The organism is Streptomyces sp. R28, assembly GCF_041052385.1.
Classification (GTDB): domain Bacteria; phylum Actinomycetota; class Actinomycetes; order Streptomycetales; family Streptomycetaceae; genus Streptomyces.
The window spans coordinates 9,147,020-9,171,296 of sequence record NZ_CP163439.1; the positions used below are offsets into that span (position 1 = coordinate 9,147,020).

General features: G+C 71.2%; 21 protein-coding genes. 20 read left to right on the forward strand and 1 reads right to left on the reverse strand.

Annotation, left to right across the window (positions count from 1 at the left end):
- Window positions 1–113: 113 nt before the first annotated feature.
- The 6 genes from AB5J49_RS40175 (at window position 114) to AB5J49_RS40200 (ending at window position 4,650) form a co-directional block, all read left to right on the forward strand.
- The gene (locus AB5J49_RS40175; protein ID WP_369173816.1) at window positions 114–1,445 is read left to right on the forward strand and encodes an OFA family MFS transporter; all 1,332 of its coding nucleotides are present in this window, start codon (window positions 114–116) and stop codon (window positions 1,443–1,445) included.
- Window positions 1,420–1,548 carry a hypothetical protein gene (locus tag AB5J49_RS40180; RefSeq protein WP_274245889.1) on the forward strand — a complete coding sequence of 43 codons (129 nt, stop codon included), beginning with the start codon at window positions 1,420–1,422 and terminating at the stop codon, window positions 1,546–1,548. Before AB5J49_RS40175 ends, AB5J49_RS40180 begins: the two co-directional genes overlap by 26 nt.
- A gap of 148 nt (window positions 1,549–1,696) precedes the next feature.
- On the forward strand, window positions 1,697–2,218 hold the full coding sequence (locus tag AB5J49_RS40185; RefSeq protein WP_369173817.1) for a DUF6232 family protein: 522 nt from the start codon (window positions 1,697–1,699) through the stop codon (window positions 2,216–2,218).
- 2 nt (window positions 2,219–2,220) lie between these two features.
- Entirely contained in the window at window positions 2,221–2,568 is a 348-nt protein-coding gene (locus tag AB5J49_RS40190) for a hypothetical protein (protein ID WP_369173818.1), read from the forward strand.
- A 268-nt stretch (window positions 2,569–2,836) separates the two neighbouring features.
- On the forward strand, window positions 2,837–3,775 hold the full coding sequence (locus AB5J49_RS40195; RefSeq protein ID WP_369173819.1) for a beta-ketoacyl-ACP synthase III: 939 nt from the start codon (window positions 2,837–2,839) through the stop codon (window positions 3,773–3,775).
- 197 nt (window positions 3,776–3,972) lie between these two features.
- The gene (locus AB5J49_RS40200) at window positions 3,973–4,650 is read left to right on the forward strand and encodes a GntR family transcriptional regulator (RefSeq protein ID WP_369173820.1); all 678 of its coding nucleotides are present in this window, start codon (window positions 3,973–3,975) and stop codon (window positions 4,648–4,650) included.
- A gap of 66 nt (window positions 4,651–4,716) precedes the next feature.
- Here AB5J49_RS40200 and AB5J49_RS40205 read toward each other — a convergent pair whose 3' ends face one another.
- Window positions 4,717–5,532: an NAD(P)H-binding protein gene (locus tag AB5J49_RS40205; RefSeq protein WP_369173821.1), complete on the reverse strand. Its 816-nt coding sequence runs from the start codon at window positions 5,530–5,532 to the stop codon at window positions 4,717–4,719.
- Between the two features lie 412 nt (window positions 5,533–5,944).
- On the opposite strand from AB5J49_RS40205, the gene AB5J49_RS40210 reads away from it, so the two are divergent.
- From AB5J49_RS40210 to eboE, 14 genes are all read left to right on the forward strand, one after another.
- Entirely contained in the window at window positions 5,945–7,126 is a 1,182-nt protein-coding gene (locus tag AB5J49_RS40210) for an ROK family protein (RefSeq protein ID WP_369175414.1), read from the forward strand.
- A gap of 204 nt (window positions 7,127–7,330) precedes the next feature.
- On the forward strand, window positions 7,331–8,854 hold the full coding sequence (locus AB5J49_RS40215; protein WP_369173822.1) for a sugar ABC transporter ATP-binding protein: 1,524 nt from the start codon (window positions 7,331–7,333) through the stop codon (window positions 8,852–8,854).
- Window positions 8,851–9,870 carry an ABC transporter permease gene (locus AB5J49_RS40220; protein WP_369173823.1) on the forward strand — a complete coding sequence of 340 codons (1,020 nt, stop codon included), beginning with the start codon at window positions 8,851–8,853 and terminating at the stop codon, window positions 9,868–9,870. The genes AB5J49_RS40215 and AB5J49_RS40220 overlap by 4 nt, the downstream gene beginning before the upstream one ends.
- Window positions 9,871–9,919: 49 nt before the next feature.
- Window positions 9,920–10,957, forward strand: a complete 1,038-nt coding sequence (locus tag AB5J49_RS40225) for a substrate-binding domain-containing protein (RefSeq protein ID WP_369173824.1) — start codon at window positions 9,920–9,922, stop codon at window positions 10,955–10,957.
- Window positions 10,958–11,039: 82 nt separating this feature from the next.
- Window positions 11,040–12,278: a Gfo/Idh/MocA family protein gene (locus AB5J49_RS40230; protein WP_369173825.1), complete on the forward strand. Its 1,239-nt coding sequence runs from the start codon at window positions 11,040–11,042 to the stop codon at window positions 12,276–12,278.
- Between the two features lie 14 nt (window positions 12,279–12,292).
- Entirely contained in the window at window positions 12,293–13,291 is a 999-nt protein-coding gene (locus AB5J49_RS40235; RefSeq protein WP_369173826.1) for a sugar phosphate isomerase/epimerase family protein, read from the forward strand.
- 105 nt (window positions 13,292–13,396) lie between these two features.
- Window positions 13,397–15,916, forward strand: a complete 2,520-nt coding sequence (locus tag AB5J49_RS40240) for a PQQ-dependent sugar dehydrogenase (protein WP_369173827.1) — start codon at window positions 13,397–13,399, stop codon at window positions 15,914–15,916.
- Between the two features lie 15 nt (window positions 15,917–15,931).
- A complete protein-coding gene (locus tag AB5J49_RS40245) occupies window positions 15,932–17,320 on the forward strand; it encodes a ThuA domain-containing protein (RefSeq protein ID WP_369173828.1) in 1,389 nt (462 codons plus the stop codon).
- A 108-nt stretch (window positions 17,321–17,428) separates the two neighbouring features.
- The gene (locus AB5J49_RS40250; RefSeq protein WP_369173829.1) at window positions 17,429–18,706 is read left to right on the forward strand and encodes an inositol-3-phosphate synthase; all 1,278 of its coding nucleotides are present in this window, start codon (window positions 17,429–17,431) and stop codon (window positions 18,704–18,706) included.
- Between the two features lie 248 nt (window positions 18,707–18,954).
- Window positions 18,955–19,953, forward strand: coding sequence for an SCO3242 family prenyltransferase (locus AB5J49_RS40255; protein ID WP_369175415.1), 999 nt, complete (start codon window positions 18,955–18,957; stop codon window positions 19,951–19,953).
- Window positions 19,950–20,978 carry a sugar phosphate isomerase/epimerase family protein gene (locus AB5J49_RS40260; protein WP_369173830.1) on the forward strand — a complete coding sequence of 343 codons (1,029 nt, stop codon included), beginning with the start codon at window positions 19,950–19,952 and terminating at the stop codon, window positions 20,976–20,978. The genes AB5J49_RS40255 and AB5J49_RS40260 overlap by 4 nt, the downstream gene beginning before the upstream one ends.
- Window positions 20,979–21,298: 320 nt before the next feature.
- Window positions 21,299–22,087, forward strand: a complete 789-nt coding sequence (locus AB5J49_RS40265) for an EboA domain-containing protein (RefSeq protein WP_369175416.1) — start codon at window positions 21,299–21,301, stop codon at window positions 22,085–22,087.
- Window positions 22,087–23,097, forward strand: coding sequence for a TatD family hydrolase (locus AB5J49_RS40270; RefSeq protein WP_369173831.1), 1,011 nt, complete (start codon window positions 22,087–22,089; stop codon window positions 23,095–23,097). Before AB5J49_RS40265 ends, AB5J49_RS40270 begins: the two co-directional genes overlap by 1 nt.
- Before the next feature lie 3 nt (window positions 23,098–23,100).
- Window positions 23,101–24,270 carry a metabolite traffic protein EboE gene (eboE, locus tag AB5J49_RS40275; RefSeq protein WP_369173832.1) on the forward strand — a complete coding sequence of 390 codons (1,170 nt, stop codon included), beginning with the start codon at window positions 23,101–23,103 and terminating at the stop codon, window positions 24,268–24,270.
- The last annotated feature ends 7 nt before the right edge of the window (window positions 24,271–24,277 follow it).

Consider the following 24,277-nt stretch of genomic DNA (forward strand, 5'->3'; position numbering starts at 1 on the left):
CCACGGCTTTCCGTACGGCGTTCGACCGTTCGTCGCGCCCGGCATACCGTTCATCGCATACGGTCGACGCGCCGCCTTCTCAACTGTGCTGCTCCTCCCTACCGTTCGGGATCATGAGTCCCCCTGTCGCTCCTCCGGGATGGAGCCGCTGGCTGGTTCCGCCCGCCGCTCTGTCGGTCCATCTGTCCATCGGCCAGGCCTACGCCTGGAGTGTGTTCAAGCCGCCGCTCGAGTCCGCGCTCGGCCTCAGCGGCACACAGAGCGCCCTGCCGTTCCAACTCGGCATCGTCATGCTCGGTCTGTCGGCCGCGTTCGGCGGCACGCTGGTGGAGCGCAACGGGCCGCGCTGGGCGATGACCGTCGCCCTGATCTGCTTCTCGTCCGGCTTCCTGCTCTCCGCGCTCGGCGCGGCCACCGAGCAGTACTGGCTGATCGTCCTCGGCTACGGCTTCGTCGGCGGGATCGGCCTCGGCATCGGCTACATCTCGCCGGTCTCGACACTGATCAAGTGGTTCCCGGACCGGCCCGGCATGGCCACCGGCATCGCCATCATGGGCTTCGGCGGCGGCGCGCTGATCGCCTCGCCCTGGTCGGCACAGATGCTGGAGTCGTTCGGCAGTGACAGCACCGGGATCGCGATGGCGTTCCTGGTGCACGGGCTGTCGTACGCCGTCTTCATGCTGCTCGGTGTGCTGCTGATCCGGGTGCCGCGCACCGAGAAGCCGGTGAGCGACGGGCCCAGCGTCTTCGACGGACCGCAGGTGTCCGCCCGCAACGCCGTACGCACACCGCAGTTCTGGTGTCTGTGGGTCGTGCTCTGCATGAACGTGACCGCGGGCATCGGCATTCTGGAGAAGGCCGCGCCGATGATCACGGACTTCTTCGCGAACACGTCGACAACGGTGTCGGCGTCGGCCGCCGCCGGCTTCGTCGCCCTGCTGTCCGCCGCCAACATGGCGGGCCGCATCGGCTGGTCGTCGACCTCCGACCTGATCGGACGCAAGAACATCTACCGTCTGTACCTGGGCGTGGGCGCCCTCATGTACGGGCTGATCGCGCTCGCCGGCGACTCGTCGAAGCCGCTGTTCATCCTGTGCGCGCTGGTGATCCTGTCCTTCTACGGCGGCGGCTTCGCGACGATCCCCGCGTATCTGAAGGACCTCTTCGGGACCTACCAGGTGGGCGCCATCCACGGCCGGCTGCTCACCGCCTGGTCCACGGCCGGCGTCCTCGGGCCGCTGATCATCAACTGGATCGCCGACCGGCAGGAGGAGGCCGGCAAGGACGGCTCGTCCCTGTACACGATGTCCCTGTTCATCATGATCGGGCTGCTCGCGGTCGGCTTCGTCGCCAACGAACTCGTCCGGCCCGTCCACCCCCGCCACCACATCCCCGCCCCGGAGTCGAAGGAGGCCCCAGATGTCCAGCGACAGCAGCCCGCCTAGCCGGCGGGGGCTCATCGCCTTCGCCTGGGTGTGGGTAGGAGTACCGCTCGCCTACGGGCTGTACGAACTCGTACAGAAGGCGACGCAGTTGTTCACCGGATGAGGAACTGATGTCTGACACATGAGGACGGTGGGCCGCCCGGTGCGGAAGTCGTCGTTCCCGAAAACGTGAATCCTGTTGTCGGGGCGGGCTTCCGGGAGGATCCTGGTTCGCGCGCGGCACCAGCCGCGGCGAAATCGGGGGAATCGCAGTGGCATTCAAAAGAGAAGTCATCAGTGTCCGCGTCAGCCGCCGTATTCTGTGGATCGGCGCGGAGGCATATCCGCTGAACAACATCGCGCGGGCACAGGTCATCAAGATCGTGCCCGCGCGTGCCGCCGCGGTGGGGCGTTTCCTTTCGCAGGCTGTGCTCTGCGTGGTCATCTGGGTGGCGGCCAGGGCACTGTCGGGGGAGGAGCAGGTCCTTTCGGACGCGGGCCCGGGCTTCCTGACCATTGCGACCGTCGTCGCCCTCGGCGTGCTCGTCATCGCCACCGTGAAACTCCTCAGTGTTCTGCTGAGGCGCCACTATTTCGCCCTGGTGATCGAAACGGCGGGGACTCCACGCACCGCGCTGGTGAGTGCCGACCCGAATCTCGTGGACCAGCTCGTCGTCAACATCATGGACGCGATCGACAATCCGCAGGCCGCTTTCAGTATGCAGGTCGAGAACTTCCATCTCGGCGACAAGATTCAGCAATTCGGCGACCGGAACGTGGGCAAGGTGGCCTGAATATGAACGGGGAAGGCGGCGGGATGAGCGGCGGCATTCACTTCGGCGACGAGGTCACCCAGTTCGGTGACCACAACGTCGGCATGATCAAGAACCAGGCTCCGGTGGACCCCCGCACCGCACTGCGGGAGATGGTCACCGCCGTACGGACTCTGAGAGGTGAGCTGTCGCCCGCCGATCTGCAGGTCGTCGACGAGTCGCTGGGTGCCATCGGAGACGGCCAGAACGTCGACCGCGGAACACTGCGCCGTGCTCTGGGCGCCATCGCGGGAGTCGCCGCCATGGTCGGTCAGGTCGGCGTCCCCGTGATCGAGGCGGTGCGCCGGGCGACGGCGGCCCTCGGTATGTGACAGGGTGCGGCCCTCGGTGTATGTGACAGGGTGCGTCCTCGGCATGTGACAGGGGGCGTCCTCGGTGGTGCCGCACACCGTGCGGCGGCTTCCCGCACGGGGCGGGCGACTGCCAGGACGGAGCGGCCGACTGCTATGACGTACGACGGCCTGAGGGAAGTCAACAACCCCGGGGTCCCAATCCTGTGCCATCACCTGCACCGCTACTCGTGAGTCACTGATCAGACTGGTGAATCCCGCTACCCAAGGCAACGAGGGGGATCCACCCATGAACGGCTCGCGCATCGCCGCTGTCGGCCACTACCAGCCCGCCAAGGTGCTCACCAACGAGGACCTGGCCGGCATAGTCGCCACCAGCGACGAGTGGATCACGAGCCGGGTGGGCATCCGTACGCGCCACATCGCCGGGCCCGACGAACCGGTCGACGAACTGGCCGCCCACGCCGCCGCCAAGGCGCTCGCGGCGGCGGGCCTCGCGCCCGGCGACATCGACCTGGTCCTGGTCGCCACCTCCACCGCCATCGACCGCTCCCCGAACATGGCCGCCCGGGTCGCGGCCCGGCTCGGCATCCCGTCGCCCGCCGCGATGGACATCAACGTCGTCTGCGCGGGCTTCACCCACGCCCTGGCCACCGCCGACCACGCCGTCCGCGCGGGCGCCGCGGCCCGGGCGCTGGTGATCGGCGCCGACAAGATGTCCGACGTGACCGACTGGAGCGACCGTACGACCTGTGTGCTGGTCGGGGACGGGGCCGGCGCGGCCGTCGTGGAGGCGTCCCAGGAGGCCGGCATCGGGCCCGTGTTGTGGGGTTCGGTGCCCGAGATGGGGCACGCGGTGCGCATCGAGGGACAGCCCGCGCGGTTCGCGCAGGAAGGGCAGAGCGTCTACCGCTGGGCGACGACGCAGCTGCCGGCCATCGCCCGCAGGGCCTGCGAGCGGTCCGGCCTCGCGCCCGAGGACCTCGCCGCAGTTGTCCTGCACCAGGCCAATCTGCGCATCATCGAGCCCCTTGCCGTCAAGATCGGCGCCGTCAACGCCGTGGTCGCGCGCGATGTCTCGGAGTCCGGGAACACCTCGGCGGCGAGCATTCCGCTGGCGCTCTCCAAGCTCGTGGAACAGGGGCGGATCTCGTCCGGAGATCCGGTACTGCTGTTCGGGTTCGGGGGGAACCTGTCGTATGCGGGACAGGTCGTCCGCTGTCCCTGACCCATGCTGCCCCTCTGCTGTCCCTTTGGTGTCCCTCTGTCGTCCGTGCGACGCCCGTGTGACGAGGCCGACTCCGCGTTACCCTGGCCTTTGTGCGCCGTAGACTGTAGACGAAAGACAATCGATACTGGCTTTCCACAGTGACGGCCGGCTATCGGATGCAGTCGCCGCCCGGTGTTCGCCCAGGAGGGGGACCGATGTTGTCGACAGGACTGCCGCAGGGTGCGGTGCCCAAGCTCGAACGGCCCGGTCCGCTGCGCGACCGCGTCTACGAGGCGCTGCTCGAACTCATCACCACCCGCGCCCTTCAGCCGGGCCAGCACCTCGTCGAGAGCGAACTGGCAGGCCACCTCGGTGTGTCACGGCAGCCGGTGCGTGAGGCGCTGCAGCGGCTGAACACCGAGGGCTGGGTCGATCTGCGGCCCGCGCAGGGCGCGTTCGTGCACGAGCCGACGGAGGAGGAGGCCGACCAGCTGCTCACCGTCCGTACGCTCCTGGAGGCCGAGGCCGCCCGGCTCGCCGCCGCCCACGCCGACAGCGCCGGCATCGCGGTCCTGGAATCGCTGTGCACGGAGGGCGAGAAGGCCGTCGCCGCCGACGACGTGGACGCGGCCGTCGCCCTCAACGCCCGCTTCCACGCGAAGATCATGGAACTCGCGGGCAACGCGGTCCTCGCCGAGCTCGCCGCACAGGTCGACCGGCGCGTCCGCTGGTACTACACCCCCGTCGCCCGCCAGCGCGGGCAACAGTCCTGGACCGAGCACCGCGGGATGATCGCCGCGATCACCGAGCGGGACGAGCAGCGGGCCACGGAGCTGATGCGCGAGCACACGGAGCACACCCGGCGGTCGTATCACGGACGGCAGCGGTCGTAGTCCCGAGAGGTTCTCAGTCCCGAGAGGTCCTCAGTTCCGAGAGGTCCTCAGTTCCGAGAGGTTCTCTCAGAACGCGGCCGTGTGCCCCCACGCCCACTGCTCGAAGGTGCGCGGTGCCTGCCCGGTGACTTCCTGGACCGTCGGCAACACCTGGGATTCGTCCAGGATCCCGTCGACGAAGAAGCGGAAGAACGCGTCGACGTACGGGGCCGGGAAGCGGGCGCCCATCGATGCGCGTGCCTCGTCGTCCGTGAGGCCGACGGTGCGCAGTTCACGGCCGAGTGCCTCGCCGAGGATCCGGACGCGGTCCGAGGGCAGCAGGGATTCGGGCCCCGTCACCGTGTGGACACGGCCCTCGTGCCCGGCCGAGCGGAGGGCGCGGGCGGCCACCTGGGCGATGTCGTACAGGGAGATGTCCGCGGTGCGCACGCCGGGGAACGGTACGCGCACCTCGTCGCCGTCGCGGATCTGGTCCGCCAGCGCCAGCGCGTTGGACATGAAGCTCACCGGCCGCACGAAGGACCACGACAGCCCGGACGCGCGCACCTCCGACTCGGCCGCCCGCAGATAGCGCGTGACCGCGTTGTCGTCGTCGAGCTCGGCCGACTTCCCGGACAGCAGCACGACGTGCGCCACGCCCGCCGCCCGCGCGTCGGCCAGGATCCGGCTCTGCCCTTCGTAGCCGGGCATCAGGAACAGCGACCGTACGCCGTGGAGCGCGTCCCGCACGGTCTCGGGCCGGTTCAGGTCGCCCGCCACGGCCTCCACTTGGGGCGGCAATCCCTCCGCCCGGCCGGAGCGGCTCATCGCACGCACCGGCTCCCCGGCCTCCGTCAGCGCCCGGACGACTTCGGCACCCACGTTCCCCGTGGCACCCGTCACCAGAAACACCTGATCCCCCTCTCCCAGCCCCCGGCCTCGGAAGCCCGGCGCCGTGCCCCATCCTGCGGGGCGGGCGGGCTGTGACACCAGGGCGCCGCGGGGACGGGGGCCCTGTGACCGCCAGGCTCCGCAGGGCTGGGAGCCGGATTGCACCGGGGCTCCGCAGGGCCGGGAGCCCGACCGCAGGGGGGCCCGCAGGGCTTGAGACCCGGGGGCACCAACGCGCGGAAAGGTGCGGGACGCGTCGGGCCATGGCTTTGTCCTGTGAGTGGAGAAAGTTGAGGGCAATCTCTGCGCAACTTCTTCCCACTCCCGGCAGCCGCTGCTACGTTCCCCTCGAAAGCAGGCCACGCAAGTGGCCGAAACCCGGCGCGTGCAGGCCGATTGAGGCGGGGAGGGGCTCGTGAGACGCATGACGGCGCGACCCGCGAACGCCCATCAGGCCCGGCTGCTCAAGCTGCTGCGCGACGGAGGACCCAACTCCCGGGCCCAGCTGGGCGATCAGATCGACCTCTCGCGGTCCAAGCTGGCCGTGGAGGTGGACCGTCTGCTGGAGACGGGCCTGGTCGTGGCCGACGGACTCGCCGCCTCGCGCGGTGGCCGCCGCTCCCACAACGTCAGGCTCAACCCCGGGCTGCGCTTCCTCGGCGTCGACATCGGCGCGACCTCGGTCGACGTCGCCGTCACCAACGCCGAACTGGAGATCCTGGGACACCTCAACCAGCCCATGGACGTCCGCGAGGGCCCGGTCGCGGTCTTCGAGCAAGTCCTGTCCATGGCAGCGAAGTTGAGGGCCTCGGGGCTCGCGGAGGGGTACGACGGCGCCGGTATCGGCGTCCCCGGACCGGTCCGCTTCCCCGAGGGTGTCCCGGTGGCCCCGCCGATCATGCCGGGCTGGGACGGCTTCCCGGTGCGGGAGGCGCTCAGCCAGGAACTCGGCTGCCCGGTCATGGTCGACAACGACGTGAACCTCATGGCGATGGGGGAGCAGCACGCGGGCGTCGCACGCTCCGTGGGCGACTTCCTCTGCGTCAAGATCGGCACCGGTATCGGCTGCGGCATCGTCGCGGGCGGTGACGTCCACCGCGGTGTCACGGGCAGCGCGGGCGACATCGGGCACATCCAGGCCGTGCCCGACGGACGCCCCTGCGCCTGCGGCAACCGGGGTTGCCTGGAGGCCCACTTCAGCGGGGCGGCCCTCGCCCGGGACGCGGTGGAGGCGGTCCAGCAGGGGCTCTCGGAGGAACTCGCCTCGCGGCTGGCGGCGAACGGCACCCTGACCGCAGTCGATGTCGCCGCCGCGGCCGCCGCGGGTGACGCCACCGCCCTCGACCTGATCCGCGAGGGCGGCAACCGCGTCGGCCAGGTCATCGCCGGACTCGTCAGCTTCTTCAACCCCGGCCTGGTGGTGATCGGCGGCGGTGTGACCGGCCTCGGCCACACCCTGCTCGCCGCGATCCGCACCCAGGTCTACCGCCAGTCACTGCCGCTGGCGACCCGCAACCTGCCCATCGTTCTGGGGGAGTTGGGCCCCACCGCCGGAGTCATCGGCGCGGCCCGGCTCATCAGCGACCACCTGTTCTCACCCGCGTAAGCCACTCGCTCGACACGGCTCACCCGCACGACCCGCTGCGCTGCTCCGCCCTGCCCTGTTCCACCCCGCATTGCTCAGCTCTGCACTGCTCAGCTCTGCATTGCCCGGCTCTGCATTGCCCGGCTCTGCGTCATTTTGCTCCGTCCTGCCCTGCCTTGCTCTGCCCTGCCCTGAACCGGCCCGCACGCCCGCCAAGGGGACCTCATGGCATCAGAACCACCGCTGCTCAGTATGTCCGGCATCACCAAGTCGTTCCCCGGAGTCCGCGCCCTCGACGGCGTCGACCTCGACGTCCAGGCCGGTGAAGTGCACTGCCTGCTCGGCCAGAACGGCGCCGGCAAGTCCACTCTCATCAAGGTCCTGGCCGGCGCCCACCAGCCCGACACCGGCGCGATCCACTGGCGAGGCGAGGCGGTCACCCTCCGCTCGCCCATCGCCGCCATGCGCCTCGGCATCGCCACCATCTACCAGGAACTCGACCTGGTGGAGCACCTGTCGGTGGCGGAGAACGTCCACCTCGGCCATGAACCCACGGCCGCCGGATTCGTCGTACGCGCAAAGGTCGCGCGGGCGTCAACGGCGCGGCTCCTCAAGCGACTCGGCCATCCGGAGATCGATCCGGCGCGCCTGGTCGGCGAGTTGTCGGCGGCGCAGCAGCAGATCGTGTCCATGGCGCGGGCGCTCTCCCACGACGTACGACTGATCGTGATGGACGAGCCGTCCGCCGCCCTCGACCCGGACGAGGTCGACAACCTCTTCCGCATCGTCGGCGATCTCACCGCCGATGGCGTCGCCGTGGTCTACATCTCGCATCGGCTGGAGGAGATCCGCCGGATCGGCGACCGGGTGACCGTGCTGAAGGACGGGCGGGCCGTGGCGGGCGGGCTCCCGGCGAAGACGACGCCGACGCGCGAGGTCGTGGCGCTGATGACGGGACGCAACGTCGAGTACGTCTTTCCCGAGCGGCCGGCCGAGGACGCGACGGCGGTCCGGAAGCCGCTGCTGGAGGTCCGAGGGCTCGCCCGGGACGGGGAGTTCGAGCCCCTCGACCTGAGCGTGCGGCCCGGTGAGATCGTCGGGCTCGCCGGACTGGTGGGCTCGGGGCGCTCGGAGATCCTGGAGACGATCTACGGGGCCAGGAAGCCCAGCGCCGGTCAAGTCCTCGTGGACGGGCGGGCGTTGAGACCCGGGAGTGTGCGGGCCGCCGTGCGTGCCGGACTCGGGCTTGCGCCCGAGGAGCGCAAGGCGCAGGCGCTGCTGATGCTGGAGTCCGTCACCCGCAACGTCTCCGTCTCCTCCATGTCCCGCTTCTCGCGCGGCGGCTGGATCGACCGGGCCGCCGAACTGGGGGCCGCGCGGGCCGCGACCCGCGAGCTGTCGCTGCGGCCCGACAACCCGAACGTGCCGGTCCGCACCCTCTCCGGCGGCAACCAGCAAAAGGCCGTCCTGGCCCGCTGGCTGCTGCGCGGCTGCCGCGTCCTGCTGCTCGACGAACCCACCCGCGGCGTCGACGTCGGCGCTCGCGCCGAACTGTACGCAGTCGTACGCCGGTTGGCCGACGAAGGCCTCGCCGTCCTGCTCGTCTCCAGCGAAGTGCCCGAAGTGCTGGGCCTCGCCGACCGCGTCCTGGTGCTGCGCGAGGGCCGTGTCGTTCACACGGCGCCCGCCCGCGAACTCGACGAACACCGTGTACTCGACCTCGTCATGGAAGGAAGCCCGGCGTCATGACGCAGCACGCCTCCCCGCCCCGGGACAGCACCGGCAAGGTGCAGTCGGCCGGCGCACCGCCCGCCTGGCGGGGCCTGACGGCCCGCGCCGACGTGCGCACCCTCTCCCTGCTCGGCGTCCTCGCCGTACTGATCATCATCGGCGGCATCACCAAGCCGGACGAGTTCCTGGACACCCGCAACCTCCAACTCGTCCTCACCCAGGCGTCCGTGATCGGCGTCGTCACCGTCGGCATGACCTTCGTCATCACCTCCGGCGGCATCGACCTCTCCGTCGGTGCAATCGTCGCGCTCTCCTCGGTGTGGGCCACGACGGTCGCGACCCAGGAGTACGGCTTCGGCGGCATCCTGTTCACCGCGGTGCTCGTCGGCCTCGGCTGCGGCCTGGTCAACGGACTGCTGATCGCGTACGGCGGCATGGTCCCCTTCATCGCCACGCTCGCCATGCTGGCCTCCGCGCGCGGGCTGTCGCTCCAGATCACCGACGGCAAGACCCAGATCGTCACGGTGACCTCCGTGCTGGACCTCGGCGAACGCGACGCGTATGTGCTCGGCGTTCCGCCGCTGGTCATGGTGTTCGCGGTCGTGACGATCACCGGCTGGCTGATCCTGAACCGCACGACCTTCGGGCGCCGCACGGTCGCCGTCGGCGGCAACGCGGAGGCGGCCCGGCTCGCCGGCATCGACGTCCGCCGCCAGCGGCTCTACCTCTACCTGCTGTCCGGACTGTGCTGCGGCGTCGCCGCATTCCTGCTCATCGTCCTGGCCGGATCCGGCCAGAACACCAACGGCAACCTCTACGAACTCGACGCCATCGCGGCCGCGATCATCGGCGGCACGCTGCTCAGCGGGGGCCGCGGCACCATCACCGGCTCCGTGCTCGGCGTCCTGATCTTCACCACGATCACCAACATCTTCGCCCTGAACAACCTGCAGAGCGACGTCCAGCAGATCGCCAAGGGCGCGATCATCGTCGCCGCCGTGCTGGTCCAGCGCCGTACCGCAAACACGACCTGAGGGTCGTACCGCTCTCTCTCAGCACGACCTGAGGAAAGGGTTCACCGCCATGCCAGAGCTCACCAGTCGCAGAGGGCTGCTCTTCGGATCCGCCGCCATAGGAGCGGGTGCCCTCCTCGTGGGTTGCACGAGCAACGAGTCCGACGACGAGCCGGCCGCGAACGACCAGCCGGCCGCCGACGACAAGCCCGGCAAGCAGGTCACCATCGGCTTCGCCGGACCGCAGGCCGACCACGGCTGGCTCAACGCCATCAACGACAACGCCAAGAGCCGCGCGAAGAAGTACTCCGACGTCACCCTGGAGATCACCGAGGGGTCGAACGACACCGCCGCGCAGATCGGCCAGATCGAGACGCTGATCAACAAGAAGGTCGACGTGCTGGTGGTGCTGCCCGCCGACGGCAAGGCGCTCACCCAGGTCGGCCTGAAGGCGATGCGGGCCGGGATCCCGGTGATCAACCTCGACCGGGTCTTCAACACCCCGCAGGCCTACCGCTGCTGGATCGGCGGCGACAACTACGGGATGGGTCTCAACGCCGGCCACTACATCGGCGAGAAGCTCAAGGGGAAGTCGAACGCCAAGGTCATCGAGCTGGCCGGCCTGGACAACCTGGAGCTGACCAAGCAGCGCACCCAGGGCTTCGACGACGCCCTGAAGAACTACCCCGACATCAGGAAGGTGGCCCGTCAGGCGGCCGAGTTCACGGTCGAGTCCGGACAGGCCAAGATGGCCCAACTCCTGCAGGCCCAGTCGGACTTCGACGCCGTGTGGAACCACGACGACGACCAGGGCGTGGGCGCCCTGCGCGCCATCGAGCAGGCCGGACGCGACGACTTCCTGATGGTCGGCGGCGCGGGCGCACTGTCCGCCTTCCAGGCCATCAAGCAGGACAACGGCGTCCTCAAGGCGACCGTCCTGTACCCGCCGACCATGGCCGCCTCCGCCATCGACCTGGCCCGTGCGCTGGGCCAGGGCAAGGGCATCGGCGGCATGGCCGAGTTCGAGATCCCGGCCTCGATCACGCTCTACTCGGCGGTCGTCGACAAGACCAACGTCGACCAGTACATGTCCACCGGCTTCAAGTGAGGCGTCCCGCCCCGTGAGCCGACCCGGTCATGGGGCAGGGCTCCACCCCCCACCGCGCCACGACGACGAGGAGGACATCCGCATGGGACAGCCGCAGCAGTCAGAAGGGGCAGAGGCGGCCGAGAAGCCGGAAGACGTCGGGACGGGCAGGCCACCCCTGCGGGTCGGCATGATCGGATACGCCTTCATGGGTGCCGCCCACTCCCAGGGCTGGCGCACCGCGGGCCGCGTCTTCGACCTGCCCCGCAGCCCGGTGCTGGCCGCGATCTGCGGACGGGACGCGACGGCCGTGCGCGCGGCGGCCGAGCGGCACGGCTGGGCGGCGGCCGAGACGGACTGGCGTGCCCTGATCGAGCGGGACGACATCGACCTCGTCGACATCTGCACCCCGGGCGACAGCCACGCCGAAATCGCGCTCGCCGCACTGGCCGCGGGCAAGCACGTCCTGTGCGAGAAGCCTCTCGCCAACACCGTGGAGGAGGCCGAGGCCATGGTCGAGGCGGCCGAAGCAGCCTACGAGCGCGGCCAGTTGTCGATGGTCGGTTTCAACTACCGCCGGGTGCCCGCCACCGCGCTGGCTCGCAGCATGGTGGCCGAGGGCCGCCTCGGCAGCCTGCGGCATGTGCGGGTGACGTACTTGCAGGACTGGCTGGTGAACCCGGAGTTCCCGCTGACCTGGCGGCTGCGCAAGGAGCTGGCCGGCTCGGGCGCGCTCGGCGACCTCGGCGCGCACATCATCGACCTCGCGCAGTATCTGGCGGGGGAGCGGCTGACCGGGGTGTCCGCTCTCACGGAGACCTTCGTGAAGGAACGCCCGCTGCCCGGCGGGGCCGTGAAGGGGCTGTCCGCCGTCTCGGCCGAGGGCGCCACCGGCCAGGTCACCGTCGACGACGCCGCCCTGTTCACCGGCCGCTTCCCCTCCGGCGCCCTCGCCTCCTTCGAGGCCACCCGCTACGCCACCGGCCGCAAGAACGCCCTGCGCATCGAACTCAACGGCGAGCGCGGCTCGTTGGCCTTCGACCTGGAGCGCCTCAACGAACTCGCCTACCACGACGGCACGGAACCCGGAGCCCACGCCGGTTTCCGCCGCATCCTCGTCACCGAACCCGACCACCCCTACCTGGACGCCTGGTGGCCCCCGGGCCACGGCCTCGGCTACGAGCACACCTTCGTCCACCAGGCCCGCGACCTGGTCCACGCCATCTCAAAGGGCCGCCGGCCCGAACCCTCCTTCGCCGACGGGCTGCAGGTGCAGCGCGTACTGGCGGCGGTGGAGGAGAGCGCCGAGAAGAACTCCGTCTACACGCCCATAGCGGTCTGAGGAGGCCGACGAGAATGCCGCGCACATTCACGCTCTTCACCGGCCAGTGGGCCGACCTGCCGCTGGAGGAGGTCTGCCGGCTCGCCCGCGACTTCGGCTACGACGGCCTCGAACTCGCCTGCTGGGGCGACCACTTCGAGGTCGACAAGGCCCTCGCGGACCCGACGTACATCGATTCCCGCAAGGCGCTGCTCGACAAGTACGGCCTCAAGTGCTGGGCCATCTCCAACCACCTGGTCGGCCAGGCCGTCTGCGACGCCATCATCGACGAACGCCACCAGTCCATTCTCCCCGCCCGTATCTGGGGCGACGGCGACGCGGAAGGCGTACGGCAGCGGGCCGCCGCCGAGATGGCCGACACCGCGCGCGCCGCGGCCGCCTTCGGCGTGAACACCGTCATCGGCTTCACCGGCTCCGCGATCTGGCACCTCGTCGCCATGTTCCCGCCGGCGCCCGAGTCGATGATCGAGCGCGGCTACGAGGACTTCGCGACACGCTGGAACCCCATCCTGGACGTCTTCGACGAGGAGGGCGTGCGGTTCGCGCACGAGGTCCATCCCAGCGAGATCGCCTACGACTACTGGACGACCTGGCGGGCGCTGGAGGCGGTCGGGGGACGCCCCGCCTTCGGCCTGAACTTCGACCCGTCGCACTTCGTGTGGCAGGACCTCGACCCCGTCGGCTTCCTGTGGGACTTCCGCGACCGCATCTACCACGTCGACTGCAAGGAGGCCCGCAAGCGCCTCGACGGCCGCAACGGCCGCCTCGGCTCCCACCTGCCCTGGGGGGACCCCCGCCGGGGCTGGGACTTCGTGTCGGCCGGGCACGGCGACGTCCCCTGGGAGGACGTCTTCCGGATGCTGCGCTCCATCGACTACCAGGGCCCCATCTCCGTGGAGTGGGAGGACGCCGGCATGGACCGGCTCCAGGGGGCCCCGGAGGCGCTGACCCGTCTCAAGGCATACGACTTCGAGCCGCCGTCGGCCTCCTTCGACGCGGCGTTCGGCAACTGACCCGTGGCGCAGGGCCCGTTCGAGCCCTGCGCCGACTCTCCGGGATGACGGCGCATCCCGGCGTACGCACCCGCCCGTACAACCGGCCCCTTCCTGGAGGCACTCGTGCACGGGAACGACCGCACCACCAGCACCGACAGAAACGAGACCCACAGACGACGCCCGTCCTTCCGCAAGGCGGTGGCGCTGCTGAGCGGCGCACTGCTGGCGGGCGCCACCCTCACCTTCACCGCACCCCAGGCCGGCGCAGCCGTCGCCGACGAGGGGAGGGGGGCGGCTGCTGCCCGGGCCGCAGCGGCCGAGGACTTCCAGCAGGTCACCCTCGCCAAGGGCGAGCCGGAGGTCGGCGAGCCCATGTCGCTCGCCGTCCTCCCCGACCGCTCGGTGCTGCACACCTCCCGCGACGGCGAGCTGCGCATCACCGACGCGGCCGGCAACACCAGGCTCGCGGGCAAGCTCGATGTGTACACGCACGACGAGGAGGGCCTGCAGGGCATCGGCGTCGACCCCGGGTTCGCCCAGAACCGCTTCATCTACCTCTACTACGCACCCCCGCTCGACACCCCGGCCGGTGACGCGCCCGAGACGGGCACGGCGGCCGACTTCGCTCCCTTCGACGGCGTCAACCGTCTCTCCCGCTTCGTCCTGAAGACCGACGGCACGCTGGATGCAGCCAGCGAGACGAAGATCCTCGACATCCCGGCTTCCCGCGGCCTGTGCTGCCATGTCGGCGGTGACATCGACTTCGACGCGGCGGGCAACCTGTATCTCTCAACGGGCGACGACACCAATCCGTTCCAGTCGGACGGCTTCACCCCGATCGACGAGCGGTCCAACCGCAACCCGGCCTTCGACGCCCAGCGTTCCGCCGGCAACACCAACGACCTGCGCGGCAAGCTCCTGCGCATCAAGGTGAACGCCGACGGCTCGTACTCCATCCCCGACGGCAACCTCTTCGCGCCCGGCACGGACAAGACACGCCCCGAGATCTACGCGATGGGCTTCCGCAACCCGTTCCGCTTCAGCGTGGACAAGCAGACGGGGATCGTCTACGTCGGTGACTACGGCCCAGACGCCGGCGGCGCCGACCCGGCGCGCGGCCCGGCCGGCCAGGTCGAGTTCGCCCGCGTCACCGGCCCCGGCAACTACGGGTGGCCGTACTGCACCGGCGACAACGACGCCTACGTCGACTACGACTTCGCGACCGGCCAGTCGGGGGCGTCCTTCGACTGCGCCGCGCCGAAGAACACCTCGCCGCACAACACCGGCCTGACCGACCTTCCCCCGGCCCAGGCCGCCTGGATCCCGTACGACGGCGGTTCCGTGCCCGATTTCGGCACCGGCTCCGAGTCCCCGATGGGCGGCCCGGTCTACCACTACGACGCCTCGCTCGACTCGCCGGTGAAGTTCCCCGAGGCCTACGACGGGAACTTCTTCGCCGGAGAGTTCGGCCGCCGCTGGATCAAGCGGATCGTGAGCGACGACGCCGGGACCGTACAGTCGATCAACGACGTCCCCTGGACCGGCACCCAGATCATGGACATGGCCTTCGGCCCGGACGGCGCGCTCTACGTCCTCGACTACGGCACCGCCTGGTTCGGCGGCGACGAGCACTCCGGCCTGTTCCGCATCGAGAACGCCACCGACGGCCACTCGCCCGCGCCGCAGGCCGCGGCGAGCAAGACCTCCGGGCAGGCGCCGCTGAGGGTGCAGTTCTCCTCGGAGGGCACCACCGACCAGGACGGCGACGCCCTGACCTACAGCTGGGACTTCGGCGACGGCGGCAAGTCGACGGCGGCCGACCCGTCGTACCGCTACAAGAAGAACGGCACCTACACCGCGACCCTGACCGCCAGGGACCCCTCCGGCCGCACCGGCAGCGCGAGCGTGCAGATCGTGGTCGGCAACACCGCGCCCAGGGTGACGCTGGAACTCCCGCAGGACGGAAAGCTGTTCAGCTTCGGTGACGCCATCCCGTTCAAGGTGCGGGTCAGCGACCCCGAGGACCGGACGATCGACTGCGCGAAGGTCAAGGTCAGCTTCATCCTCGGCCACGACAGCCACGGCCACCCGCTGACCTCGGCCAACGGCTGCACCGGCACCCTCCAGACCAGCGCCGACGGCGGGCACGACGAGGACGCCAACATCTTCGGAGTCCTCGACGCCGAGTACACCGACGGCGGAGGCGGCGGCCAGGCCCCGCTCACCACGCACGACCAGAACGTCGCCCAGCCCAAGCACCGTCAGGCCGAGCACTTCGGCAACGGCTCCGGCGTCTCGGTCATCACCAAGGCCACCGCACACGGCGGCAAGACCGTCGGCGACATCGACAACGGCGACTGGATCTCCTTCACGCCCTACGCCCTGAGCAACGCCAAGAAGATCACCGCCCGGATCTCCTCCGGCGGTGCGGGCGGCACCCTCGAGATCCGTGCGGGGTCCTCGACGGGCACCCTGCTCGGCAAGGCGACCGTGCCGGTGACCGGCGGCTGGGAGACCTTCCAGGACGTCACCGCCGACCTGTCCCGCGCACCGAGGGGCACGACCACGCTCTACCTCGTCTTCAAGGGGAGCGGCTCCGGCGCCCTGTACGACGTGGACGACTTCACCTTCACGACCGGCTGAGAGGAGGTACGGCATATGCGTCCAACCGGACGACTGGCAACGGCAGTCGTGGGAGCCGCCGTACTCCTCGGCTGCGTCTCGGAACCGGCCGCGTCACAGGCCTCGCGAAATCCGCAGGCCACGGACGACGGCAAGCAGGTCCTGGTCTTCTCCAAGACGGCAGGCTTCCGCCACGACTCGATCCCCGACGGCGTAGCCGCGGTGAAACAGCTCGGTGAGACGGGCGGCTTCACGGTCGACGCGACGGAGGACGCCGCGGCCTTCACCGTCGGCAACCTGCGCCGCTACGACGCGGTCGTGTTCCTGTCCACGACCGGAGACGTCCTGAACGCCGCCCAGCAGACGGCCTTCGAGGGCTACATCCGGCGCGGCGGAGGCTACGTCGGCATCCACGCGGCCGCCGACACCGAGTACGACTGGGCGTTCTACGGCGGCCTCGCCGGCGCCTACTTCCAGTCGCACCCGGCGATCCAGCAGGCGACCGTGGACGTCGAGGACCATGCCCACCCGGCGACATCGGGTCTGGCGCAGACGTGGAACCGCACGGACGAGTGGTACAACTACCGCTCGAACCCCCGGGAGAGGGCACATGTCCTCGCGTCCCTCGACGAGTCCTCGTACACAGGCGGCACCATGAACGGCGACCACCCGATCGCCTGGTGCCAGAACTACCAGGGCGGCCGCGCCTTCTACACGGGCGGCGGTCACACCAAGGAGTCCTACGCCGAGCCCTCGTTCCGTGAGCACCTGCTGGGCGGAATCCGCTGGGCCGTCGGCGACGCCGAGGCCGACTGCCGCCCGGAGAACGGCTACCGCCCGCTCTTCGACGGCACGCAGGCTTCGCTGGACGGCTGGCACCAGGCGGGCCCGGGCTCCTTCACCCTGTCCGACGACGGCACGCTCACGTCGACCGGCGGCATGGGCATGCTCTGGTACGCCGCGTCGGGCTTCGGGTCGTACTCCCTGAAGCTCGACTGGAGGATGGCCGGCGACGACAACTCCGGTGTGTTCGTGGGCTTCCCGCCCTCGGACGACCCGTGGTCGGCCGTCAACAACGGGTACGAGATCCAGATCGACGCGACCGACGCCCCCGACCGCACCACCGGGGCCGTGTACGGCTTCCAGTCCGCCGACCTCAAGAAGCGCGACCGCGCGCTGAATCCGCCGGGGGAGTGGAACACGTACGAGATCCGCGTGGAGGGCGAACGCCTCCGCGTCTGGCTCAACGGCGTGAAGATCAACGATTTCACCAACACCGACCCGGCCCGGAGCCTCACCGACGGACACATCGGCATTCAGAACCACGGAGCCGATGACGAGGTGTCCATCCGGGACGTCCGGATCAAGGAACTGCCCACGAAGTCCGCGAAGTCCTCCGGACTCATGGCTTCGCAGGGCGACTGAGCGACGGCGGGCGGGGGACGCCGGACTCCCGCCCGCCGTCTTTTCCCCACGGGACCTCGCCAGAACCCGTGGGGGTCCACAGACGACGCGCTCGACAAGGAGGCCGTCATGTCCGCGTCCCTTTACCCGTCCGACCCGCGCGTCGGCGTCTGGCTGATCGGGGCGCGCGGCTCCGTCGCCACGAGCGTCGTCGCCGGGTGCGCCGCCGTCACCGCGGGCCTGCACCCGCCGACGGGCCTGGTCACCGAGACGCCGACGTTCGCGGGCAGCGGCCTGCCCGCGCTGTCGTCCCTCGTCTTCGGCGGCCATGACACGGTGGACTGCCCCCTGCCCAAACGCGCGGAGGCCCTGGCGGCAGGCGGCGTCCTGCCTCCCGGTCTCCCCACGGCCGTACACGCCGAACTCGCCGCCGCCGACCGCGAGATCAGGCCCGGCGGCCCACTTCCCGGAGACACGCGCGACGAAGTCCAGCTCATCGCCGCCTTCGCCTCGGACATACGGGACTTCATACGGCGGAACGAGCTCGCCCGGACCGTCGTCGTGAACGTGGCCTCCACCGAGCCCGCCCCCACCGGCGCCGCCCTGCCCCCGAGTTCGCTGTACGCGGCGGCGGCCCTGCGCGCGGGCTGCCCGTACGTGAACTTCACTCCGTCCACGGGCCTGAACCACCCCGTGCCGGCCGCCCTCGCCTCGTCGACCGGCCTGCCGTACGCGGGCCGCGACGGCAAGACGGGGCAGACACTGCTCCGCTCGGTCCTGGGCCCGATGTTCACCCAGCGGGCGCTGGCAGTCCGCGCCTGGTCCGGCACGAATCTGCTCGGCGGCGGCGACGGCGCCTCCCTGGCCGACCCGGCCGCGGCGGCGGCCAAGAACGCCGGCAAGGAGAGGGTGCTGGCGGACGCGCTGGGCGAGGTGCCCGAGGGCGAGGTCCACATCGACGACGTCCCCGCGCTCGGCGACTGGAAGACCGCCTGGGACCACATCGCCTTCGACGGCTTCCTCGGCACCCGCATGATCCTCCAAACCATCTGGCAGGGCTGCGACTCGGCCCTCGCGGCCCCGTTGGTCCTCGACCTCGCCCGCCTGACCGTACGCGCCCACGAGGCAGGCCTGTCCGGACCGCTCATCGAACTGGCCTTCTACTTCAAGGATCCGGTGGGGGAAGGGCCGGGGGCGCTGGGCGAGCAGTACGCGGCACTGGGGCGGTTCGCGGAGCGGCTGCGGGGGGCCGGGGCTGAGCGGCGGGGCGGGGGAGGGGTCGGGGCTGAGCCGCGGGAGGTGCGGGAGGCAAGGGAAGTGCGGGGAGACGGGGGTGAGCCGCCGGACGAGCGTCCCGATCGGCGTGGCGAGCACGGTGGTGCCGGCCGTCCCGAGGAGCAGCGGTGAGGGGGCGAGGGGAACGGCACTCGTTGCGGCTGCCTGGTGGGTGGGCCCGGGGAGCGGCGACGGGCCGGGGTGACGGCGCGCGCTGGTCGCGGTGGGGTGTTGGGTGGTTGGGTGCGGGTGCGGGTGCGGGTGCGGGTGCGGGTGCGGGTGTGGGTGCGGGTGCGGCCGGGGGTGGGGGTACGGGCGCGGGTCGGGATGAGTACGGATGCTCGACGGCCGCCTTGGTCAAGCCGACCCGGGCCACAGGCCTGGGGAAGGAGCGCGCCGAGAGGCCGAACCCCCGCCTGGCCTGGGCCGAACTCCTGCGCCTCCCGGCCCTGTTCACCGTCCCCGGCGACGCCCTCGCAGGCGCCCCCGCCACCGCCGTACACCCCAACCCCCGCACCCTGCTCGCCATCGGTTCCTCCCTCTGCCTCTACGAAGCCGGCATGGCCCTCAACGACTGGGCGGACCGTGAGGAGGACGCCACGGAACGCCCGCACCGCCCCCTCCCGTCCGGCCGCATCCGCCCCACCGCAGCCTTCACCGCTGCCTGCGCCCTCACCTGCGCAGGCCTGGCCCTCGCCGCCCGGGCCGGTCGTCCCGCCCTCGCCGTCGCCGCGCCTCTCGCGGCCACGGTCTGGTCCTACGACCTGGCCCTGAAGCACACCCCCGCTGGACCGGCGGCGATGGCCACCGCCCGCGCCCTCGACCTCCTCCTCGGCGCCGCGGCCACCACCGGGCGCACCCGTGGGGCGCTCCCCTCAGCCGCTCTGCTCGGCACCCACACGCTTGCGGTCACCGCGGTGTCCCGCCAGGAGACGAAGGGCGGTTCACCCCTGGCACCCCTCGCGGCCCTGGCCACCACGGCCCTCCTCAGCCGCCTGCTGACACACCGCCCCAACCGAAGCCCGGCAGACCCCCGGCAAGCAGCCGCCCGCGGCGTGCCGGGCACCCCTCCCGACGTCCTCGCGTCCGTCACCGGTCGTCGCCGACGGCGTTGGTCCGGCCCGCCCCGGCCGACCGCCGACACCGTGAGCACAGCCTTCGCCGCCGCCTACGCCGCAACGGCCGCCCGCCCCAACTTCCACGCCGCTCTCAACCCTTCACCCCCGCTCACCCAACGAGCCGTCGGCGGCGGCATCCGCGCCACGATCCCCCTCCAGGCCGCGCTGACCGCCCGATCCGGTGCCGTCCTCACCGCCTTGTTCGTCGCGGGTCTCGCCCCGCTCGGTCGACGGTTCGGAAGAAGGGTGAGCATCACATGAGCCACGCGACAATCGGGGGCCCAGCCCGGTCCTCCGAGGTGCCGAGGGCCGGTGGCGGCTCTCACGGCACCAGCGCCGAGCACGCCAGTGCCGTCTCCCGAACGCCCGCCGGGACCCCCCTCCGCTTCGGCTACGGCACCAACGGGCTCGCCGACCTCCGCCTCGACGACGCCCTCGCCCTGCTCGCCGACCTCGGCTACGACGGCGTCGGCCTGACCCTCGACCACATGCACCTGGACCCGCTCGCCCCGGACCTCACGGCCCGGACCCGCCGCCTCGCGCACCGCTTGGGCGCGCTCGGTCTGGACGTCACCGTAGAGACAGGCGCCCGCTATGTGCTCGACCCGCGCCGCAAACACGGCCCCTCCCTCCTGGACCCCGACCCGCACGACCGTGCCCGCCGCGTCGCCCTGCTGATCCGCGCCGTCCGGGTAGCGGCCGACCTCGGTGCCCACGCCGTCCACTGCTTCAGCGGCATCACGCCGCCGGGAACCGATCCGGAGACCGCCTGGCACCGCCTGGCCGACACACTCACTCCCGTCCTGGACGCCGCTGCCACCGCCGGCGCCCCCCTCGCCGTCGAGCCCGAACCGGGCCACCTCCTCGCCACCCTCGCCGACTTCCACCGGCTCCGCCGTGCGCTCGGCGACCCCGAATACCTCGGCCTGACCCTCGACATCGGCCACTGCCAGTGCCTCGAACCCCTCTCTCCCGCCGACTGCGTACGCGCCGCCGCCCCCTGGCTGCGCCACGTCCAGATCGAGGACATGTGCCGCGGCATCCATGAGCACCTCCCCTTCGGCGACGGCGAGATCGACTTCCCACCCGTGCTCGCCGCCCTCACCGCCACCGGCTACCAGGGCCTGACCGTCGTCGAACTGCCCCGCCACTCCCACGCGGGCCCCCACTTCGCCGAACTCTCCCTCCCGTTCCTGCGCGGCGCCGAAGCCACGGCCACCGGATCACCCGTACTCGTCCCACCCCATGGCGATCCCTCCGCCACCCCTGAAGGGAGCACCTCATGACCCCCTCCCGCAGCACCCCGGCAACCCCGGACGCGGACAGCAAGGGCGCACCGCTCACCGGCCCCCAGACGGGCACCGAGTCCCGCCCAGGCACCGGGGACCGGTCGGGCACCGAGTCCAGCCGAGGCGCCGACAGCCCCGCGGGTGCCGGGAGCCGGCCGGGGACGGAGGCTCGCCCAGGCGCCGGGGGCCGGTCGGGCACCGCGTCCAGCCGAGGCGCCGACAGCCGGCCAGGCATGGAGGCTCGGCCGGGCGCCGAGCGCGATGCAAGTACTGACGCTCGGCCAGGCACCGGGGGTCTGGCAGGCAAGGAGGCTCGGCTGAGCGCCGAGGCCCGGACGGGCGCCCAGAGTTGGCCGGACACCTCGGATACCCCGAACACCCCGGACGTTCCGAACACCTCGGACGCCTCGGACGCCTCGGACACCCCCGGCACCACCCTCGCCCTCACCCCGCCCGCCGAACTGCGCCGCCGTCTCACCGACCGCCTCGGCACCGCCGCCCGGGCCTGGCTCCGCCGAGCCCTCGACGAGGCCGCCGCCCACCCCGGCACCCACGGGCCCATCTCCGTCTGGGAGTTGCGCATCGCCGAGGCCGGGCGCCGCTGTGGCCCCGAGCACGCCGACGCCGCCCGCGTCCTCATCCTGCACGCGGCCCGTGCCGACGCGGACGCCGTCACCCGGGTCTACTTCCAGGGCACCGCCGCCGAACGCCGCGCCGTCCTGCACGCACTGCCCCACGTCGTGCCCGACTCGGCGGCCCTCCCGCTCGTCGAGGACGCCCTGCGGACCAACGACACCCGGCTCCTCGCCGCCGCCGTCGGCCCCTATGCCGCCCGGCACCTCGACCCCCACCAGTGGCGCCACGCCGTCCTGAAGTGCCTATTCACCGGTGTGCCCGTCGTCGCGGTGGCCGACCTGAACCGCCGCGCCCACGGCGACGTCGAACTCGCCCGCATGCTCGGCGACTACGCCGCCGAACGCACCGCCGCGGGCCGTCCCGTACCCGAGGACCTGTACCGCGTCCTGACCCTCACCGACCCCACGGCCACCCCACCCGCGCCCGCCGCCGAGTCCGGCACCCGCGGTACCGACGGCAAGGAGTCCTGATGCGCCTCTTCGACCCCCACATCCATATGACGTCCCGCACGACCGACGACTACGAGGCCATGCACGCCGCCGGTGTCCGCGCCGTCGTTGAGCCCTCTTTCTGGCTCGGCCAACCCCGCACGTCTCCCGCCTCCTTCCTCGACTACTTCGACTCCCTTCTCGGCTGGGAGCCCTTCCGCGCCGCCCAGTACGGCATCGCCCATCACTGCACACTCGCCCTCAACCCCAAGGAGGCGAACGACCCGCGCTGTGTCCCCGTCCTCGACGAACTGCCCCGGTATCTGGTCAAGGACCAGGTCGTCGCCGTCGGCGAGATCGGCTATGACTCGATGACCCCCGCCGAGGACACCGCGCTTGCCGCCCAGCTCCAGCTCGCCGCCGTCCATGAACTGCCCGCGCTCGTCCACACCCCGCACCGCGACAAGCTGGCCGGCCTGCGCCGCACCCTCGACGTCGTCCGGGAGTCCGCCCTGCCCCCGGACCGCGTCCTCGTCGACCACCTCAACGAGACGACGGTCAAGGAGGCCAAGGACAGCGGCTGCTGGCTCGGCTTCTCCGTCTATCCCGACACCAAGATGGACGAGGAGCGGATGGTCGCGATCCTGCGCGCGTACGGGACCGAGCAGGTGCTGGTGAACTCCGCCGCCGACTGGGGCAGAAGCGACCCCCTGAAGACCCGCAAGGTCGCCGACCTGATGCTGGCCGAAGGCTTCGGCGAGGACGACGTGGACCTGGTGCTCTGGCGCAACCCCGTGGCCTTCTACGGGCTCAGCGGACGCCTCACCCTCGATGTCGCGGCCCCGGAGGCGACCCATGAGGGCAACTCCATCCTCCGTGGCGCTCCGAAGGACCCCGACGGTCCGGCCGGCGCCCCCCGAGTGTCGGACGCCCCGGCCGGCGCTCCGCGAGAGTCGGCCGACCCGATGGGCGCACTGCGGGCGTCGGACGAGCCGGTCGGCGAACCAAGAAGGTGGGACGCCCCGGCCGCCGCCCCGGCCCCGGGGGCGTGAGCCATGCGCTTCCGGCACCCCGACGGATCCACCGTCCACCTCGCGTACTGCACGAACGTCCACCCGGCCGAAACCCTCGACGGTGTCCTCGCCCAACTCCGCGACCACTGCGAACCTGTCCGCCGACGGCTCGGCCGTGACCGTCTCGGCATCGGCCTGTGGCTCGCCAAGGACGCCGCCCACGCCCTCGTCTCGGACCCGTCCGCCCTGCGCGGCCTGCGCACCGAACTCGACCGGCGCGGCCTCGAGGTCGTCACCCTCAACGGCTTCCCGTATGAGGGCTTCGGCGCGGAAGAGGTCAAGTACCGCGTCTACAAGCCGGACTGGGCCGATCCCGAACGCCTCGAGCACACCACCGCCCTGGCCCGAGTACTCGCCGGGCTCCTCCCCGACGACGTCACCCAAGGCAGCATCTCCACACTTCCCCTCGCCTGGCGCACCGACTACGACGACGAGCGCGCCGAGGCCGCCCGCACCGCCCTGGTCACCCTCGCCGAACGCCTCGATGCCCTGCAGGAGTTGACCGGCCGCGACATCCGCGTCGGCCTCGAACCCGAACCCGGTTGCACCGTCGAGACCACCGCCGACGCCATCGCCCCGCTCACCGTGGTCGGGCACGACCGCATCGGCATCTGCGTCGACACATGTCACCTCGCCACCTCCTTCGAAGATCCGCACACCGCCCTGGACGCGCTCGTTGAAGCCGGCGTCCCCGTCGTCAAATCCCAGCTCTCAGCTGCCCTGCACGCCGAACACCCCCATCTCCCCGATGTCCGCGAGGCTCTCGCCGCCTTCGACGAACCCCGCTTCCTGCACCAGACCCGCACCGCCACCGCCGCCGGCATGCGCGGCACCGACGACCTCGGCGAGGCACTCAAGGGCGACGCCCTCCCCGACGCCTCCCCGTGGCGTGCCCACTTCCACGTCCCACTCCACGCGGCCCCCGTCGCGCCCCTCACCTCCACACTCCCCGTTCTCAAGGCCGCACTGACCCGGCTCGTCGGCGGCCCGCACCCGCTCACCCGCCACCTCGAGGTCGAGACCTACACCTGGCAGGCCCTCCCAGCCGAACTGCGCCCCCGTGCCCGCAGTCAACTCGCCGACGGAATCGCCGCCGAACTCACCCTCGCTCGCGATCTGTTGACCGATCTCGGTCTGAAGGAGCTGCCATGACCGAGCG